Consider the following 19,062-nt stretch of genomic DNA (forward strand, 5'->3'; position numbering starts at 1 on the left):
AACCGAAGCGGAGGCCGATGCTTCCAGAAATCCGCCAGGCGGAGTTAGACTCCGGCATGCGCTCCATCCGAACCCTGGCCCCGTTTCTTCCCGCTTTCTGCCTCGCATTCGCCATCAACGCCGCCGTGCGCGGCGCCGATTCGGGTCCGCCCGTCGGCGCGGTTCCGCCGGTGCCGACTTCCAAGCCCGCCGGCTACTACCGCATGCCGGCGCTGGGTTCCGGCTTCATCGTTTTCGTGTCGGAGGGCGACTTGTGGAAAGTGCCGACGACCGGCGGCGTGGCCACGCGACTCACCAGCCATCCCGGCGATGAATTCGCGCCGTCGATTTCACCGGATGGAAACACCGTCGCCTTCATCGGTCAGTACGAGGGTCCGGCCGAGGTCTACACCATGTCGCTCAATGGCGGCCTGCCCAAGCGTCTCACCTATGACGCCTCGCGCCAGCGCGTGCAGGGCTGGACCGCGGATGGCCGCATCGTTTCAACCACCGACAAGTTCAGCACGCTGCCCTGCGAGCAGTTAACGCTTATTGACCCGAAGACCGGCGCGCGCACGCTGGCGCCGCTGGCCCAGGCCTCCGATGGATCGTTCGATCCCTCCGTTGCCAACGCCGACGATTCCACCCTCGCCTTCGTGCGCATTCCCTTCAACGGCTCCTTCACCAAGCGCTACAAGGGCGGCACCATCCAGCAAGTCTGGCGCTTCAAGAAGGGCGCCGAGGCCGTGAACCTGACCGGCGACTACGCGGGCACCAGCAAGCGGCCCATGTGGTGGAAGGGGCGCATCTATTTCCTGACCGACCGCGACAATCACATGAATGTTTGGTCGATGACGCCGGAAGGCAAGGATCTGAAGCAGCACACGCACCACGTGGGCCTGGACATTCAGGACATGTCGCTGCGCGACGGCAAGATTGCCTACCAACTCGGGGCGGATCTGTGGCTGCTCGATCTGGCCAACGACAAGACGGCGATGGTGCCGATCACGCTGGAGACGGATCTGGACCAATTGCGCGAGCGCTGGGTGGAGAAGCCCGCCGATTACATCACGGCTTCATCGCTTTCCCCCGATGGCGAGAAGGTCGCCTTCACGGCCCGCGGCCGCATCTTCGTGGTGCCCGCCAAGCAGGGGCGCACCGTGGACGTGGACCGTGACGACACGGTGCGCCACCGCGGCGCGACCTTCATTAAGGACAGCGACCAACTCATCGCCCTTTCCGACAAGAGCGGCGAGGTGGAAGTCTGGTCGATGCCCGCCAATGGCGTGGGCGCCGCGACGCAGCTCACCAAGGACGCCACCGTGCTGCAGTGGGGCGCCTTCCCGTCCCCCGACGGCAAGTTCATCGCGCACCACAACAAGAACCAGGAGCTCTGGATCTTCGACACCGAGGCCAAGACGGACACCAAGATCGACACCTCCAACATCGACGACTTTGCGGATTTCACCTGGAGCGGCGACAGCAAGTGGCTCGCCTACGGTGCGCAGGCCGACAACAATTTCCCCATCATCAAGATCTGGAGCGTCGATTCGAAGCAGGTCACGGTGGTCACCACCGATCGCTACGCCAGCTACTCGCCCGCGTGGAGCGCCGACGGCAAGTGGCTCTGGTTCCTCTCGGATCGCACGCTGCGCACCGTGGTGAACAGTCCCTGGGGCGCGAATCAGCCTGATCCCTTCCTGGATCAGACCACCAAAATTTACGCGCTGGCTCTGAAGCCCGGCGAGAGATTCCCATTCGCGCCCAAGGACGAGCTGCAGACCGCCAAGGAAAAAGCTGAGAAAGCCGAGAAGGAGAAGAAGGCCAAGGAAGCCAAGGACAAGCCGGCGACGGACGCCGACAAGAAAGTCGACGAAAAGAAGGACGACGCGCCGGCGGTCAACACCGACGAGAAGAAGAGCGACGATGCCAAGGCCGACGACAAGAAGCCCGATGACAAAAAGGGCGACGAGAAGAAGGACGACAAGAAGGACGAGAAGCCCAAGAAGGTCGAGATCGAGCTTGCCGGCCTGATGGAGCGCCTCTACGAGGTGCCGATCAAGGCCAACAACTACGGGTCGCTCACCGCCAACGACAAGGCCCTCTTTTTCACCAATCGCCCGACCGACTTCGAGCCCAAGGCCTCGCTGGAGGCGCTGGAGATCAAGAACGATCCCATCGAGACCAAGACTGTCACCGGCGACGTCACCGGGTACGAGCTCTCGCAGGATGGCAAGAAGCTGCTGATCCGCAAGAAGGATTCCTTCTACATCGTGGACGCGGCGGCCGCGCCGGTCACCGACCTGGACAAGAAGGCGGTCAGCCTCTCCGGCATCTCGCTCTCGCTGATCCCGGCCATGCAGTTCCGCCAGATGTTCATCGAGGCGTGGCGCCTGATGCGCGACTACTACTACGACCCCAACATGCATGGCGTGGATTGGCGCGCGATGCTGGACAAGTACCTGCCGCTGGTGGACCGCGTGACCAGCCGTGCGGAACTCAACAACGTCATGTCGCAGATGGTGGGCGAGCTCTCCACGCTGCACCACTTCGTCAATGGCGGCGACCTGCGCGATCCGCCCGACAACATCGCGGTGGCGTCGCTGGGCGGCGTGCTGCAGCGCGACGAGGCCGCGGGCGGCTATCGCATCACGCGCATCTACCAGAGCGAGGCGGACGATCCGGAGCGGATTTCGCCGCTGGCCAAGCCGGCGGTGGCCGCCAAGGTGGGCGATGTCATCGAGTCGATCGACGGCGTGCCCACGCTTTCCGCGGCGGATGCCTCGGTGCTGCTGCGGCAGAAGGTGGGCAAGCAGGTGCTGCTGCACATCAAGCCGGCCAACGCGGACAAGAGCGGCTTTGACGCCGGCCGCGACGCCATCGCCATTCCGATTTCGCAAGGCAGCGAGAACGACCTGCGCTACACCGATTGGGAGCTCAGCCGCCGCAAGCTGGTCGACGAGTGGTCGGGCGGCAAGATCGGCTATGTGCACATGCGCGCGATGGGGCAGGGGGACTACACCAACTGGGTGAAGGGTTTCTATCCCATCTTCAACCGCGAGGGCCTGATCATGGATGTCCGCCACAATCGCGGCGGCAACATCGACTCGTGGGTGCTTTCGAAACTTCTGCGCAAGGCATGGGCCTTCTGGACGCCGCGCGTGGGCAACCCGCCTTCGTGGAACATGCAATATGCGTTCCGAGGTCCGATGGTGGCGCTCTGCAACGAGCGCACCAGCAGCGACGGCGAGACTTTCTCCGAAGGTTTCCGCCGGCTCGGTCTGGGCAAGGTCATCGGCACTCGCACCTGGGGCGGCGGCATCTGGCTGAGCTCCTCCAACACGCTGGTGGACAAGGGCATCGCGTCGGCCAGCGAGTTCGCCGTCTACGGCCTCGACGGCCGCTGGATGGTCGAGGGCGAGGGCGTCACTCCCGACATCATCGTGGACAACATGCCCAACGCCACATTTAACGGCGAGGACGCGCAGCTCAAGGCCGCAGTCGACCTGCTGCTGAAACAGATCGCGGAAAACCCCGTGAAGCCAAACACGCCGCCGGCGCGACCCAACAAGAGCACGCCGGACAACGCGAAGAAATAGCGCGGCGATTGAGCCGAGCGACATCGTTCACGGGTTGAAAGGCCAATCGTCCGCCGCGGCTTTCGGCGGGTCGATCTGTGGTACGCTTGCCCCAAGTCAGAATAACGCCAAATTATCCGAAATTTGTTCCGCTTGGGAACTCGGAGGCTGCTTGGGCGAGCGCGTCAATATTCCAGCCGGTGAATGGTGCGGCCCGCCTCGGTGCGGGTTCTCGAGATTGTCCATTCGCACGGGGTCGCGATGAACTCCTTGCGCGCCTTGATCATCGAGAAGTCCGAACTTGAAGCCGATCAACTGCTTCAGGAGCTGGAGCAAGGAGGCTTTCGTGTGACCTGCGCACGGATCGACACCTCGACGGGGATGAGCGCCGAGCTCGCCGCGCGGACCTGGGACATTGTCTATTTCGACTTCAACTTGACGCAGTTCAACGTCTTCGAGGCCATCACGTTGCTGCGGGAGACCGGGCTGGACATCCCGCTGATCGTGGTCTCCGGCACCAGCAGCGAAAATCTCGCGGTCACCGCCATGAAGGCCGGGGCGAACGACTACATCCTGAAGGACCAGATGAAGCGGCTGGTCCCCGCGACCCGGCGCGAGTTGGAGGAGGCGAAGGGGCGTCGTGAGCGGCGCGAGGCGGACGCAACCATTCGTCGGCTCGCCTACGTGGATCCGGTCACGACGCTGCCCAATCGCGCGAGGTTCCTCGAGCTGGTCGCCAAGGCCGTCGAGGTCGCGAAACGGGAGGAGGACTCGTTGGCACTGGTGGTGATGGATCTCGAACGATTCAAGGAGGTCAATGACACCCTCGGCCACGTCCGTGGCGACGAGCTTTTGAATCTGGTGGGCATCCGGCTCAAAGGCGTGTTGTTCGATCGCGACGTCGTCGCGAGGCTCGGAGGCGATGAATTCGGCATTCTGTTGCCGCATTTGGTGGCGACCAGCGACCTGCCCGAGATCATTCAAAAAATCCAGGCTTCCCTGTTGGAGCCATTCCTGATCGACGACATTCCCATCGTGGTCGAGGCGGCGATCGGCATGGCGACCATGCCCCAGCACGCCGACGATTCCATAACGCTGCTCCGGCTGGCCGACATCGCCATGTACCGCGCCCAGCAACGGTCCAGCGGCTACGCCGTCTACGAGCCGACCTTCAATTTGTACAGTTCCGAAAGACTCGGCCTCATGGCCGAACTGCAGGAGGCCATCAAATCGAACCAGCTGGTGCTTCAGTACCAGCCGAAGCTGGAGCTCAAAACCCATAGCATCGTCGGGGTCGAGGCGCTGGTGCGCTGGCGTCACCCGCGGCGGGGCATGCTCGCCCCCGGCCAGTTCGTCGCGGATGCGGAGCGGACGGGCCTCATCGGCCCCCTGACGCGCTGGGTCATGACGGAAGCCCTGCGATTCTGCGAAAGCGAGCGCAGCCGCGGAAACCGGTTCCGCATGAGCGTGAACCTCTCGGCGCGTTCGCTGCTCGATTCCCAGCTGGTGAAAATGATCGACGAGGTCTTCAAGGCGTCCCGCTCCGCTCCGGACCGCTTGATGCTGGAGATCACCGAAAGCGCCATCATCCTCGACCCGAAGCGCGCCGAGGAGATTTTTGACGTGCTCAGCCGCATTGGAGTGGGTCTTTCCATCGACGACTTCGGCACGGGCTACTCGTCACTCGCCGGCATCCAGCGCTTTCCCATCGACGAGGTGAAGATCGACAAATCCTTCATCACGGGGGTGCTGCGCAATCCACGGGAGAGGAAGATTGTCGGTTCCTTGATCATGCTCTGCCACGACCTGGGACTGCGCGTGGTCGCGGAAGGAGTGGAAACGAAGGCGGAATACGACACGCTCGAAGACCTGGGGAGCGATACGTTGCAGGGCCATTACATCAGCAAGCCCCTGTGGAGCGACCAGGTGGGAAGCTGGATCGACGCTTCACCCTGGACCTGCGAAACCTCCGTGTAGGTGAGAGGTTGTTTCCGGCAGGGGCCTGGAGTTAGCATGACGCGCACCACGGCCGCGCTGAGCGTGCCCTTCACCAACGCGTTCGCGCTGCCGGTCGTGGCCTACACCTTCTTCGGCCGCTACGTGGATGGCGCGACCGAGGGCGCGACGGTGGCGTTCGACCTGGCCACCGCGGCGAGCCTGGTCTCCAGCTCCAGCCCGTGGCCATTTGATGCCGCCTTTCCCGAAGTCACCGAGCCTGAATTCGTCACGGCGCTGACCACCTTCAACGCCGATGTCCTGGACAAGGTCTTCCGCCAGCAGATCGCCGGAGGGATGGTCTCGGCGCCGGGAACGGACTCGGCCCTGGTGAACTTCAGCGGCGCCACCGACGGCGGAGACGTCACCTCGGTCCACGTGGTTCCCGCGCCCTCGGCGTTCACGCTGCTCGGCCTGGGGCTCGCCGGAACGCGCCGCCGCCGCTGAACGCAGCGAGTCAGTCGGTTGAACCAGCCGGTTGGTGCATCGAGGCAAGCTGCTCGTCAAGGAACAGCCGCACTCGCTCGGTGAGCCAGAACCGGTCGGGCGCAGGCTCGCCGCTCTTCCATTCGTCGGCCACGCCAAGCTCCTTCATGCGGACCGTCGACCATTCGGGCTCGGTCGCGCCGATGAGGTGCGACACGTGCGACGCATCGAACGCGCCGGCGGACCTGGTGATGCGAACCGAGTCCGGATCGATTCCGTTCGGTATCGAGCCGTTGACCGTGCCTCGGGGCGGCAGGTCAAGGCGGATCGACCAGAGCACGTCCTTCTGCTTGTCCAAGAGGGCGAGCGTGGCGGGATTCCAATCCGGGGAGATCGAATAGATCCGCAGGCGGTTGCCCAGGCGAATGGTGACCACCTCGGGGTAGCCGGGCGCGAGCTCGTCGGGGCTGTAGGCGAAGCCGTTGGAGGCGATGACCGACGCCGTGTCCGCTTTCGGCGGGGCAACGCCACTGGCGTTGGTCGCGGTCGGCGCGGTGGGCGCCTGCTTCTTGGCCTGGGGCGAGGGCTGGGACGGCGCACAACGTGCCGTCATGAGCGTCGCAAAGGCCATGGCCTGCAATGCCGCGTGGCGGTTCATCCCGAAATTCTAGAGGCGGTGAAGTTCAGGAATGGATGCGCCCATGTTGTCGTTGTGTCAATTCTTCGGTGCGGAGTGGTACACTCACCGGGCAATTTGTTTCCGCCATCGCTCGCTCCGCTGAGTCGCAAGGAGAAACCATGACAACCCGCAACCGTCTCGCTCTCGCTGTCGCATTCGTTTTCGTCGGAGTGTTCGGCGCCGCCGCCCAGAACGCCGACAAGCCGCTTCCCACCGATCCCTCGCTGGTCACCGGCCAGCTCGACAACGGAGTCAAGTACATCGTGCGCAAGCACGCGGTGCCACCGGGCCGCGCCGTCATCTGGATCCACATGGGCACCGGCTCGCTCAACGAGACCGACCGCCAGCGCGGCATCGCGCACTACCTGGAGCACATGGCCTTCAACGGCTCGGAGCACTTTCCTCCCGGCTCGGTCGTGCCCTTCTTCCAGTCGCTGGGCATGCAGTTCGGCCGCGACCAGAACGCCTTCACCAACATGGAGCAGACCACCTATCAGCTCTCGCTGCCCGACGCCAAGACCGAGACGCTCGGCAAGGGCATGACTTTCTTCGCCGATGTGATGTCGGGCCTGAGCCTGACTCCCGCGGAAATCGACGCCGAGCGCCAGATCATTCAGGAGGAGCGTCGTCGCGGACTTTCCGCCCGGCAACGGACCAGCGACTACATCATGGAGCGCATCTCCCCCGGCTCGCTCTACGGCCAGCGCGACACGATCGGCACCGAGGCCACGATCAACGGCGTCAACCAGCAGGATTTCAAGGACTATTACGGCAAGTGGTATGGCCCCGGCAACGCCACCGTGATGGTGGTCGCCGACGCCGATCCCAACGAGGTCGTCAAGGTCATCAAGGAGAAGTTCGGCACCGCCGCCAAAAAGGCGACGGCCACTCCGCAGGCTCCCGGCATCAAGGGCTATGTGCGCAGCTTCGCCATCGTGGCGAGCGATCCGGAGCTGACCTCCGAGGACATCCGCGTCACCTACCTGGAGCCGGCGCATCCGCCGACCACCACCGTGGGCATGTACCGGGATGACCTGGTGCTGGGCCTGGGCCAAAGCGCCATGAATCGTCGCCTTGAGGCGAAGGTCGCCGCCGGCGGCACCAGTTACCTCAGCGGCCGCGTTTCGGCCGGCAACGACGCCACCACCCTCTACAGCGTTGAGCTCAGTGGCCGCGCCGCGCCGGGCAAGTGGAAGGCTGCTCTTCAGGAATTGTCGATGGAACTTCAACGCGCCCGCTCGTTCGGCTTCACCGCCCGCGAGCTCGAGGATGTCAAGAAGCAGATCATGTCCGGCGCCGAGCGCGCCGTGGAGACCGAGTCCACCGTCGCCGCCAGCGCCCTCGTCGGCCGCATGAACAACTCGCTGGTTTCGGGCGAGCCCATCATGTCTCCCAAGCAGCGCCTTGAGCTGCTGAAGCAGCAGCTTCCCGGCATCACCGCCGAGGAAGTCGCCACGCGCTTCACCAAGGAGTTCGATCCCAAGGCCGTGGCCTTCATCGCGGTGCTTCCCTCGAGCGTCGATGTTCCCACCGAGGAGCAGCTCCTGAAGATCGGCACCGATGCGATGGCGGTCTCGCCGAAGCAGGATGTCGAGGTCGCCCACGCGACCAAGCTCATGAACGAACTGCCGCAGCCCGGCACCCTGAAGGAGCAGGACGAGCACGCCGCCAGCCAGGTCTGGTCGGGGTGGCTGAGCAACAACGTCCGCATGCACCATCGCTTCATGGACTACAAGAAGAACGAGGCGACGGTGAACATCACGCTGGTCGGCGGCGACCTGCTTGAAAACGCCGACAACCGCGGCATCACGCAGGCGGCCCAGCTCGCCTGGGGTCGCCCGGCGACAAAGTCCCTCACCTCGACCGACATTCGCGAGCTCATGACCGGCAAGAAGGTCAGTGTGCGCGGCGGCGGCATGGGCGGGGGCGGTCGCGGCGGACGCGGCGGCGGCGGGGGTGGCGGCGCGCCGGGCACCATCTCGCTGACCATCTCGGGCAGCCCCGAGGAACTCGAGACCGGATTCCAGCTCGCCTATCTGCTGCTCACGCAGCCCAAGATCGAAGAAGCCGCCTTCACGCAGTACAAGACGATGGCGCGGCAAGTCATCGAGGAGTCCATGAAGACCCCCAACGGGCTGGGCTCGCGCATGGCCTCGTCGCTGCCTTATCCCGACGACGAGGCGCGGACCAAGCCGATCACTCCCGAGCAGATCGACAAGCTGACGCTGGCGGCATCGCAGCTCTGGCTGGAGAAGTTGATCGCGGAGTCGCCGATCGAGGTGGCGGTCGTGGGCGACATCTCCAAGGACCGCGCGGTCAATCTCGCCACCAAGTATCTCGGCGCCCTCTCGGAGCGCCCCCGAGTGAGCCCTGAGACCTACCTGTCCATCCGCTCGCTCAAGCGTCCGGCGGGGCCGCGCTACTTCGAGAAGACGCTGGACACGCCGACCAAGCAGTCCTTCGTGCTCTCCGGGTTCTACGGCGCCGACCAGGCCAACCGCGAGGACGTCCGTGCCCTGGGCATGGCGTCGCGCATCCTCTCCACGCGCATGGTCACCGAGGTCCGCGAGAAGGCGCAGCTGGTCTACAGCATCGGTGCCGCGTCGCGGGCCGCGACCACCTATCCCGGCTTCGGTGTCTTCTCCGCGACCGCTCCCACGGATCCGCACAAGGCCAAGCCCCTGATCGAGAAGCTCGCCTCCATGTACGAGGAGTTCGCCAAGAACGGACCCACCGAGGAGGAGATGGACATCGCGCGGAAGCAGATGGCCAACACCTTCGAGGAGCAGGTCAAGGAGCCCGGCTATTGGTCCGGTCGCATCGACTTGATGACCTACCAAGGCACCAAGCTCGACGATGTGGTGAACGAGCCCGCCGCCTACCAGGCCCTCACGGCCAAGCAGGTGAAGGACACCTTCGCGAAGTACTACGACCCGAAGAACTCGATCGTGGTGATGGTGAACCCGCAGAACGCGGGCGGCGCCGACGCGAAGAGCGAAGGACAGCCCGGCAAGTAATCGCTTCGTGCGCAAGGTGCTATCAGTCGCTCAGACAACGCGCCCTCGCTGCGCAGACTTGCTCGGGCGCTAAACTCGCTTGGAGATAGCACCTTGCTCACTCCGCTCGATTCAGCAGACTCGCCCCTGCGCTAAACTCGCATTGTGGGGCAACCTCTTTCCGCGACGCGGGTCAATGAAACTCACTTGCGATCATCACATCAACGCAGGAATGCCGGGGTGATCCAGGGGCCGCGGCCCCGGTGCGGGCCAGCGAAACTTGCGATCCGTTTCCGTGATCGGCACATCGTTGATGCTGGCTTCGCGCCTTCGCATGAGCCCATCGTCGTCGAATTCCCAGAGTTCGTTGCCGTAGGAACGATGCCATTGGCCCGCATCGTCCCGCCACTCATATTGGAACCGCACGGCCATGCGATTGTTCAGAAACCCCCAGAGCTCCTTCACAAGGCGGTACTCGTTCTCGCGCTTCCATTTGCCCTGAAGGAACTCCTTGATCCGCTCGCGACCTTGAACGAATTCGCCGCGGTTGCGCCACTGGCTGTCGGGTGAATACGCCAGCGAAACCCGCTCCGGATCACGGCTGTTCCACGCATCCTCGGCAGCGCGCACCTTGTGGACTGCCATCTCGCGCGTGAAGGGCGGCTTGATGGGCGGGGTGGGCATGATCGTGACGGAGGGCATCCCCGGTTCAGGCCGTGGGAAGAGCCGCCGCGTGGCCGTGTGCTTCCACTCGTGGGAAGTCGACATCGACGTCGAAGGCCTTGTTGAAGAAGTTGGTGAAGAAATTCAACGCGACCGCGGCGACGATTTCGGCAATTTCCCCGTCGGAAAAACCGGCGGCGCGCACGGCATTGATCTCGCTTGTGCCAATGCCTCCGTGCTGGTCGATGACCGCCTGGGCGAACGTGAGCGCGCCAAGCGTTCGGGCGTCCGTCGACTTGGCATGGCGGGCGCCGTCCATCTGAGCCTGATTCAGGCCGCTCATCTTGCCCAGGGCCGAATGCGCCGAGAGGCAGTAGGTGCAATCATTGTTCTCCGCGGTGAGCAGCGCGATCTGCTCGCGGATCGGGCCGGAGAGCTTGGCGGTGCCCATCGCGCCGTTGAACTGGGCGAACGATTGCAGGACGGCGGGCGAGTTGGCCATGACCTTGGCCATGTTGGGCACCATGCCGAGTCCCTTTTGAAGCGCGGCGAAAATGTCCTTGTTGCTGCCGGTTGCGGTTTCGGTGTTCTGGATGGGGAGACGCGCCATAATGGGGTCCTGTCGGTTGGAGTTCAAATCAAAGAAGGCAGACTTCGTACGCTTGTGTGCCTGGCTTCTTGCCAGCCTACCCCTTCACGGGGGTCCCCGCTTCGGCGAGATTGCGGAAGCCGGCGCAGGGCTTGCGCAGGCCTAGCAGCGCCGGAATGGTCCGCGCGACGAGCGTGCATTCCCGCCCGATGCGCGACAGCAGGGATTGCCGCGTGCTCGCGGGCACCTCGCCGACATACTTCTTGAGATCCACGTAGAAGGACTCGACTCGGCCAAGGCCATCGAGTTCCAGGGCATGCATGGTCGAGCGGTCGCGCATGCTGCGATCGACGCGCTGGTGCACCGGCTCGGTCATCAGCATGTATTCAGGCAGCGGCACGCCGTTCTTCAGCATCCGGTGCACCAGGATCACGTCGACGCCGGCCAGCTCCGACAAGTGCTTGACCCGCTGCACTGCGGCCTCGCCGAGGTGGCCGACCAGTTTGATTTTCAGGTTGCCCGCCTGCGTGCAGCCATCGCACTTGCACATCGCGTTGATGCTCAGGTCGGAGACCCTTTGGTGAAACGCACGGTAGATGGCGGCCGCCTGTTCGGCGACGAATTTGAGGTTGGGCTCGGCGCCCGCGGGGAAGGCGACATAAAAGAACGCGGCGTCGCCCTCGAGCTTGGCCAGCGTCAGGTTCGATTGCGCGGCGTCGATCACCGCCTCAAGCAGCTGGGCCACGATGTCCTGCGCGTGCGCCAGGCTCGTGCGATGGAACTTCATGAAGCGCGTGTAGCCGGCGATGTCGGCGATGAGGAGAAAGGTCGGTTGGATGGCCATGATGGAGTTCCATCGCGATCGTATCGAAAGGGCGAAGTGCACGACACAGGTTGCGGCCGGGCTCGCGCCGCGCATTGAAGCCGAGAGGCGGCCTTGTATGCTTGTCGGCAAGGAGAATCTGATGACCGCGATCACCACCCAACCCGTTTCAACCGGCTCCCACACATCCCAGCCCTGCGTGCACGGGGAATTCTGCTGGCATGAATGCTCCAGTCGCGATCTGAAGGGCGCTGAACACTTCTACGCGACGCTCTTCGAAGCGACAGCGGCGCCTTGTCCCGCGAGCCCGACGGCCTACACGATTCTCTCCAAGGAAGGCCACGCCACCTTCGGCCTGATGGGCATGGGTCCCGAGTATCCCAAGGAAATCCCGGCCCATTGGATGGGCTACATCGCCGTGGACGACCTCGACGCCACCTTCGCCAATGTGGCCACGCTGGGCGGAAAGGTGATCGTTCCCCCCAAGGACATCACCATCGGCCGCTTCTGCATGTTCCGCGATCCCACCGGCGCGCATGTCAGCCTCTTTCAGGCCCATCCCGGCAAGACTGACGGCGTGAACTGGAGCGGCGACGGTCTCGTGGGCTGGAACGAGCTCATGACCACCGACCCCAAGAGCGCGGTCGCCTTCTACACCAAGCTGCTGGGATGGACCGTGACCGAAAGCACCACGCTCGGCTTCCCCTATTGGATGTTCGCAAGCCATGGGCGCACCGTCGCCGGCTTGATGGCAAGGAATCCGAAGGACAAGTCGCCATCGCACTGGCTGCAGTACGTGCAGGTCGCGGACATCGACTCGAGCGTCCTGCGCGCCAAGCAGCTCGGCGGCGCCGCCGCCGGCGCCACGATGGACATTCCCGGCATCGGCCGCGTCGCCGCCTTCACCGACCCCAACGGCGCGAGCTTCGCGATGTGGCAGCCGGCCAAGAGCGGATGCTGCTCCTCGAGCGGCTGTGGCTGCGGCTCCTGAGCGATCCGTGAAGACTCTGCTGATCGAAGGGTGGAGGTTCCTGCCCCACTCCTACGCGATCGTGAACCAGTTTCAGTGCCTGCAGTTTCTGCGTGAGCCGGACGTGGCGCTGCGGCACCATGACGTTCCCTTTCTCCAACCAAATTGGAAGGCGACCAAGGGTTTGTTCGATGAATCCGCCGAGGCCGCGATCCGCGCCATTCCTGATCGGGCCGCGGGGGAGAAGCCGGACGCGCTGCTGCGGGTTTCCTTTCCCTACAACCTGAGTCCCTCGGACGCGCGCCGCACCGTGGTCTTCGGCACCGCCGAATTCCGATGCGTCCCCGCCAAGTACATCGCCGGCAAGCGCCCGTTGTCGGAGGCAATCAAGGAGGGCGACGCCATCATCGTCACCCCCTCCAACTGGTCGCGCGAGGGGTTCATCCACAGCGGCGCCGATCCGCGGCGCGTGGTGGTGGTGCCCCACGGCGTCGACGCCTCCATCTTTCATCCCATCGATCCCGACCGGCGTGCCGCGATGCGCGCCGAGCGCGGCCTGGAGGGATTCGTCTTTCTGACCCTGGGCGCGATGAACGCCACCAAGCGCATGGACGCGCTGCTCAAGGCCTTCGCCGTCGTGGTGCGAAAGCATCCGCACGCGCGACTGGTCCTGAAGGGCCTGGGCGAACTCTACGCCTCGCAGGAGATGCTCAAGTCGCAGGCCGCCTCGCTCACCGAAGCGGAGGTCGCGCTCATCCATTCGCGGATGCACTACATCGAAAGCACCCTGACCTTCGCCGACATGGCGCGGCTCTATCAGATGGCGGACGCCTACGTCTCTCCCTACTCGGCCGAGGGTTTCAATCTGCCGGTGCTGGAGGCGATCGCCAGCGGCCTGCCCGTGATCTGCACCCGGGGCGGTTCCACCGATGACTTCACGACGGAGGACTTCGCCCTGCGCGTCGACGCCAAGCGGGTCGCCGTCCAGCAGACCGACGACGCCGGCGGCTTCGAGCTGCGGGTCGACTTCGACCACCTCGTCCACCAGATGCTTTGCGCGGTCGAATCACCCGACCTGGCCGCGAAGGCTCGGGTGGCCGGACCGGCGTTCACGGCGGCGGGGTTCACCTGGGGGCACGCGACCCGGAAACTGCTTGGAGTTCTCTTCGAACCCTCTTTATGCCCTTTTTGAGCAAAATCGCACTTTCTGGAAATTTTCACTGGACAGGGGGCAAATATGGGACACCTTGCGTCGGTCTATCCCGCGCAATCGGCATAGGCGTCACAGGCAGGTGATGGGAAAAGAACTCAAACAATCTCTATCAGGAAAAGGCTTCGCCATGTCCACGATCTTTGCTTCGCGTCGTTCGCTCTCCGTCCTTGCTCTTTCAGCGATGATCGCGCCCTGCGCGATGGCCATCGACGGCCAATCGACCACGCCGGATGGCGCGGCCTTTGCCAGCGTGGCCGCGGGAAGTCAGGCGTTCTCCGGCCTGGGTGCGCCAGGCGACGCGGTCCAGGGCGGCGTGAGCACGCTGTATGTCAACGCCCAGACCAGCACTTCCGGCATCGGCGGTACGGCCACGGCCAATGCCTCGAATTCCGGAAGCTCCGGCATCTATCCCTTCAGCAACAACGCCTTTGGCAGCGCGTCCGTCGGCACGATCAAGCTCAGCGCCTACAACAACGGCTCCATGGCGGTGTCGTTCCCGGGTGCTTCCGCCAACGCGGGATGGAACGACCAGTTCACCCTGACCGGAGGCGGGGCCAATGGAACCACCGGCATCTGGGTGGTTCCCATCGTGGTCAACGGATCCATGACGGCACTGGTCAATGGCGCGTCGGGCACAATGCAAGTCGCCGCCTACAAGAGTCACAACATTCTGCAGCCCTACGGCAGCGCCATCAATTCGCAGGCGTACAACCTTTTCAACGCGCTCAACACCACCCACAACGGCACGATCTTCTCGGGCTGGGACTACCAGATGGTGGCCTTCGGCACGACGAATTGGGGACCATCGGATTCCTCGTCGCTGCCCTTCATGTCGATCAGCAATCGCACGCTCTCCTTCGCCATTCCCTTCACCTGGGGCACGGCCTTCAGCGCCGGCTTCTACGCGAATCTCATGGCGGGCGAGCGGGCCAGCGGCGGATTCGGAGGACAGACCACGACCGACCTGGACTTCTCGAACACCATTCTGTGGGGAGGCAAGGGCTACGTCGTCGGCTCCGAGGGCAACATCACGGACTTCAGCATCGACTCGCTGTCCGGATTCAACTACGGCGCCCCGGCGCCGGCACCATCGACCTTTGCCTTGCTGTGTTCCAGCCTCGCGGTCCTGGCCCGGCGGCGCAGGAATTCCTGACCACGAACGGCCGATGCTTTCCGCACGACTCGCCCTGTTCATCGGAGCGATGCTTCTGTCGGTGGCAGCATGCTCCCCAAGCGGCTCGGTCGCTGACGAGGGATGCGACGCCTCGGTCGACACGCCGAAGCTGCAGGCCGCCGCGCCGGTGGTCTGCTTCGACGAGTCCCACAAAAACCATCACAAGATTTCAACGACCTACGCGCCCTTCGCCCGGCTGATCGCCAACGATGGTTGCCGCGTCCGCTCCACGGATCAACCGATCAGCGCGTCGACCCTTGCGGGCGTGGCGGTCTATGTCATCCCGACCGCGATGGGCCGCGAGGATCCCGGCGACATACCGCCCTTCACGCCGGAGGAGATCGACCAGCTCGAGGCGTGGGTGGCCGGCGGTGGTTCCGCGCTGATCATCACCGAGCATTATCCCTTCGGCCTGGCCATGGCGCCGCTGCTCGCGAAGTTTGGAGTCACCGTGCACAACGGCTACACCGAGGATCCGCCGCTGGAAAACAAGGAAGTGCGCGACGCGCTGCTCTTCGAGAAATCCAAGGGCAATCTGAACGCCGCCCATCCCATTTTCGAGCAGGTCGAGCGCGTCAACACCTTCACGGGTAGCTCCGTCAAGGGCGGCGCGGAGTGGACGCCGCTGCTGCTCCTCTCGCCGGCGGCGAAGAACTACAACGTCAAGGTCGATGTGAAGCGGGAGGGGGGCGACATCATCACCAGCGTCGAGTACGCGGAACCCCATCCGGCGGCGGGCTACGCCCAGGGTCTTTGCGCCGAGCATTGGCGCGGGCGCATCGTGGTGCTGGCGGAGTCCGCGCTGCTGACCGCCCAGATCGACAAGAACGGCAACAAGTACGGCTTCAACAATCCGGGCTACGACAACAAGCGCTTCGCCCTGAATGTGATCCGCTGGTTAACGGCTCGTTGATTCTGAGCAAAAGTGTCAAATTGGAAATGGATCGTGCGCAGCGAGCAAAGTGCTATCACCAAGCGAGTTTAGCGCAGGGGCGAGTCCGCGAGCCCCGGAGCGTTGTCTGAGCGACTGATAGCACTTTGCTCGCGGAGCCATGTTGTCTGAGCGACTGATAGCACCTCGCTCACGGAGCCATTCACTTGAGTGATTTCGCGAGCTCGGCCTGCGCCTGAATTTTCTTGCTTTGCCGCATGAACTCCAGGGCCTTCGCCGCGGCCTGCTCCGGGGTCGAACCCGCGAGGTAGTCGATGCCGCTGGAGTAGATCATGGTGCTGGCGAGCTTCTTGGCGATCATCCATTTCAGGTAGGGGGCGGGCAGATCCTTGAAGACGCGGGCGCCGACGGTTTCCAGCAGCACCTGCGGCAGATGCTCAAGCACCAGCCCGCGAGCCAGGGCGTGGTCGGCCGCGCTCCAGGATGCCATCGAGCCGTGGATCAGGTCGGCCGCGTCGTTCATGGCCTTGGAGATGCTCACGCTGATCTCAGGCAGCGACTTGTCCTTGCGGGCCTTGCCCTCGCGCAGCAGCAGCTCGGCTTCGGTGCGGGCCATCTCGCGCAGCTTGGCCAGCACACCCTCGACGAACGGAGTCTTGATGCGCAGAAACTCCGCCTCGCTCAGCAGCATGCACGCGATGATCTCGTAGCTGGAGCAGATCACGCCGCACTTGTTGGCGGAGCTGTCCTTGATGATGGTGGTCCCCGCGGCGCTGAGGTGCTTGCGGGCCTCCGCGGTGAGGAAGAGATTGGCCCCCTCCACGATCAGCGGGCTCGAGGGCGTGCCGTCGGGCTTGAGGTATTCCTTCCAGTTGCGCTCGTCGATGGTGCTGGGCCGGCCGCCGCCGGGGATGAAGGCGTCGGTGGCCAGTCGGTTGTGCAGCGTGTTGCGCAGGCGGACGCCGTCGGGCTCGTCTACGGTGACGATGCGCCCGTTCTTGCCCAGCTTCTTCTTGTTGAAGGAGGCGATGGGCTTGGCTTCCGCGAAGAGGCGCAGCAGCTCATCGATGTCCAGGCCGTCGGGATCCTCGCCGCTGCCGCTGCCGTCGGCGATGCCGGTGATCCGCGGGTTGGTTCCGTAGTCGCGCTTCAGGATGCTGATCATGTTGCCGGCGACGTCGCCGTCGGGTCCGCCGGTGATCTTGACCGTGAAGGGCTGCTTCTTCGGGTCGATGCCGCGGTCGCGCAGGGCCACCTCAAGAAACACGTTCACGCCCTCGCTGGTGACGCCGTAGACCTTGTGGTTGATGCCGGCGTTGGGCTTGCTGCTCATGAACGCGGTCGGCAGCGGATACTTCCGCCGCTTGGCACGCTCCACGATCCACTCGATGTGGTCGGGGGTGATGTTCTCGTCGGGCCCGAGATAGATGAACTCCTCGATGCCGAGCTTGTCGATCACCTTGGCGCGGGTGCCGGGCTCGGGGGTGATGAGGTCGAGCATGCAGTCCACGAAGCTCTTCACGCAGCGGGTGGGGTCCGACGGCGGCTCGAGCAGCAGGGCGCACTTGGCGCCACCCTCGGGAATGTCCTTGTTCTTCTGCTGCTGGGCGCTGGCCAGGGCGTAGACCTCGTCGTAGAGGCGATCGCTCTCGCGGGCGTGCTGGGCGGCGTCGCGCGGCCGCACCAGGCGCAGGCCGCCGCGGGCGATCTCCTTGAAGCGGACGTGGAAGCCGTTGAAGCCGCGGCCGCTGACGAAGAAGACGCCGAAGGGCAGGTTGGGCCGCAGCTCATCCTGCAGCAGCTCGGGCTTGAGGCGCAGCGCGAAGCCAAAGCGCTGCGGCAGGTGGTAGTTGGTGCGCAGCGTGGCCTGCACGGCGCGGAGCATCCCCATGAGCACGGTGTTCCAGCCGGGCGGGCGCAGGAACTCGAGCGAGGTCTGGATCACCTTGACGGCGGAGGCGAAGGCCGCGTCGTCCATCGGCTTTGTCGGGTCGAAGCGCGCCGCCAGCAGGTCGACGATGCGCAGCGAAATGTCCATCGACTCCTCGGCGGCTTCCAGAATCACCTGGCTTTGGAAGGCCAGTCGGTCCTGGTGCACCAGCATCTGGTGCACGAGGTGGCAGAGGCCCATCACGGCTTCGGCGCGGTTGAGGTCGAGGCCGGGATGACGGTTGGCCAATTCGAGAATGTCGTAGTTGATCCACTTCACCCGCGCGATGTCGTGCGAAACCTTCTTCCAGATGTCGCTCTTCGGGTCGATTTGCTTGCCATCCTCGGTCTGCACCACGAAGGCCAGCAGGGTGACCTGCCCGTGCGGCGCGTCCTTGACTTGGTCCAGATAGGCCCGGAAAATCGAGATTTTCGCCCGTGCCAGCACCATGGCGGTGCGCTCGAGCATGGTGCGCGTCCGCGCGTTGGAGAAGGCGATCGAGATGCGGCTCTGCGTGGGGTCGGCTTCCTGTTCCAGCTCCGTCCGGGCGCCGTCGGTGCCGCTCACCTCGCGGAAGAGTGCCGCGTGGCGGCTGAGGCGCAGCGGCGTGAGCGTGAGCACGTAGTCGGCGCTCGCCCCGGCGACGTAGGAGCGGATGTCCTTTTCGCTCCAGTCCAGGCCATGCTCGGAGGCCCACTTGATGACGGAGTCGACCTTGGCCGCCTGGGCGGGGTCCCTGGGATTGAAGGGGACGCGCTCACCCAGCTCGAAGGTGTCGACCACCAGCGAGCCGTCGAGCGTGGCGTGGATGGTGGCGGCGCGCAACGGCTCGTTCATCGGCAACTGGGCCACGATCTCGGAGAGCACGCCCACGCGGTTGCCCGGACGGATCATGGTCCATTCCTTGCCATCGTCGCTGCGGATGGTCAGGTCCAGCGGCGCCTTGCTCGCCTTGGCCGCGATGATGGCGCGAAGGTGGTTCTGCACGCGATCGGGCGTGGTGTCCTGGAAATACATCGGCGGCATCTGCGAGAGGAACCACGGCACCACGCTCTCGGCCGTCGCCTTGAATTGCTGGGAGAGCTCGTTGATGAGCGGAGTGGTGGGCGGGGCCGATGTGACGGCGGGTGTCTCGGAGGAGCGCATCCAAGCACT

Annotated in this window: 13 protein-coding genes; 8 read left to right on the forward strand and 5 right to left on the reverse strand. The window is 64.4% G+C overall.

Features of this window, described 5'->3' with window-relative positions; translation table 11 throughout:
• The first annotated feature begins 17 nt into the window (after positions 1–17).
• From K8R92_02515 to K8R92_02525, 3 genes are all read left to right on the forward strand, one after another.
• Positions 18–3,578 (forward strand): PDZ domain-containing protein, encoded by a 3,561-nt coding sequence (locus K8R92_02515; protein ID MCE9618763.1) that lies wholly within the window; start codon positions 18–20, stop codon positions 3,576–3,578.
• 240 nt (positions 3,579–3,818) lie between these two features.
• Entirely contained in the window at positions 3,819–5,534 is a 1,716-nt protein-coding gene (locus K8R92_02520) for an EAL domain-containing protein (protein MCE9618764.1), read from the forward strand.
• 36 nt (positions 5,535–5,570) lie between these two features.
• Positions 5,571–5,999, forward strand: a complete 429-nt coding sequence (locus K8R92_02525; GenBank protein MCE9618765.1) for a PEP-CTERM sorting domain-containing protein — start codon at positions 5,571–5,573, stop codon at positions 5,997–5,999.
• A gap of 10 nt (positions 6,000–6,009) precedes the next feature.
• On the opposite strand, the gene K8R92_02530 is transcribed toward K8R92_02525, so the two are convergent.
• Complete coding sequence (locus K8R92_02530) at positions 6,010–6,636, reverse strand: hypothetical protein (GenBank protein MCE9618766.1); 627 nt, start codon at positions 6,634–6,636, stop codon at positions 6,010–6,012.
• 140 nt (positions 6,637–6,776) lie between these two features.
• On the opposite strand from K8R92_02530, the gene K8R92_02535 reads away from it, so the two are divergent.
• On the forward strand, positions 6,777–9,674 hold the full coding sequence (locus K8R92_02535; GenBank protein MCE9618767.1) for an insulinase family protein: 2,898 nt from the start codon (positions 6,777–6,779) through the stop codon (positions 9,672–9,674).
• A gap of 195 nt (positions 9,675–9,869) precedes the next feature.
• On the opposite strand, the gene K8R92_02540 is transcribed toward K8R92_02535, so the two are convergent.
• The 3 genes from K8R92_02540 to K8R92_02550 form a co-directional block, all read right to left on the reverse strand.
• A complete protein-coding gene (locus K8R92_02540) occupies positions 9,870–10,337 on the reverse strand; it encodes a nuclear transport factor 2 family protein (protein ID MCE9618768.1) in 468 nt (155 codons plus the stop codon).
• 25 nt (positions 10,338–10,362) lie between these two features.
• Positions 10,363–10,926 carry a carboxymuconolactone decarboxylase family protein gene (locus tag K8R92_02545; protein MCE9618769.1) on the reverse strand — a complete coding sequence of 188 codons (564 nt, stop codon included), beginning with the start codon at positions 10,924–10,926 and terminating at the stop codon, positions 10,363–10,365.
• A gap of 76 nt (positions 10,927–11,002) precedes the next feature.
• The gene (locus tag K8R92_02550; GenBank protein ID MCE9618770.1) at positions 11,003–11,749 is read right to left on the reverse strand and encodes a DUF2652 domain-containing protein; all 747 of its coding nucleotides are present in this window, start codon (positions 11,747–11,749) and stop codon (positions 11,003–11,005) included.
• A gap of 121 nt (positions 11,750–11,870) precedes the next feature.
• On the opposite strand from K8R92_02550, the gene K8R92_02555 reads away from it, so the two are divergent.
• From K8R92_02555 to K8R92_02570, 4 genes are all read left to right on the forward strand, one after another.
• Complete coding sequence (locus K8R92_02555) at positions 11,871–12,719, forward strand: VOC family protein (protein ID MCE9618771.1); 849 nt, start codon at positions 11,871–11,873, stop codon at positions 12,717–12,719.
• Positions 12,720–12,735: 16 nt separating this feature from the next.
• A complete protein-coding gene (locus tag K8R92_02560) occupies positions 12,736–13,890 on the forward strand; it encodes a glycosyltransferase (protein MCE9618772.1) in 1,155 nt (384 codons plus the stop codon).
• A gap of 148 nt (positions 13,891–14,038) precedes the next feature.
• Positions 14,039–15,064, forward strand: a complete 1,026-nt coding sequence (locus K8R92_02565) for a hypothetical protein (GenBank protein ID MCE9618773.1) — start codon at positions 14,039–14,041, stop codon at positions 15,062–15,064.
• Between the two features lie 13 nt (positions 15,065–15,077).
• The gene (locus K8R92_02570) at positions 15,078–15,998 is read left to right on the forward strand and encodes a hypothetical protein (GenBank protein ID MCE9618774.1); all 921 of its coding nucleotides are present in this window, start codon (positions 15,078–15,080) and stop codon (positions 15,996–15,998) included.
• A gap of 181 nt (positions 15,999–16,179) precedes the next feature.
• Here K8R92_02570 and K8R92_02575 read toward each other — a convergent pair whose 3' ends face one another.
• Positions 16,180–19,053: an NAD-glutamate dehydrogenase gene (locus K8R92_02575; GenBank protein ID MCE9618775.1), complete on the reverse strand. Its 2,874-nt coding sequence runs from the start codon at positions 19,051–19,053 to the stop codon at positions 16,180–16,182.
• Between the last annotated feature and the right edge of the window lie 9 nt (positions 19,054–19,062).

The sequence above is a fragment of the Planctomycetota bacterium genome (genome assembly GCA_021414025.1).
Classification (GTDB): domain Bacteria; phylum Planctomycetota; class Phycisphaerae; order Phycisphaerales; family SM1A02; genus SYAC01.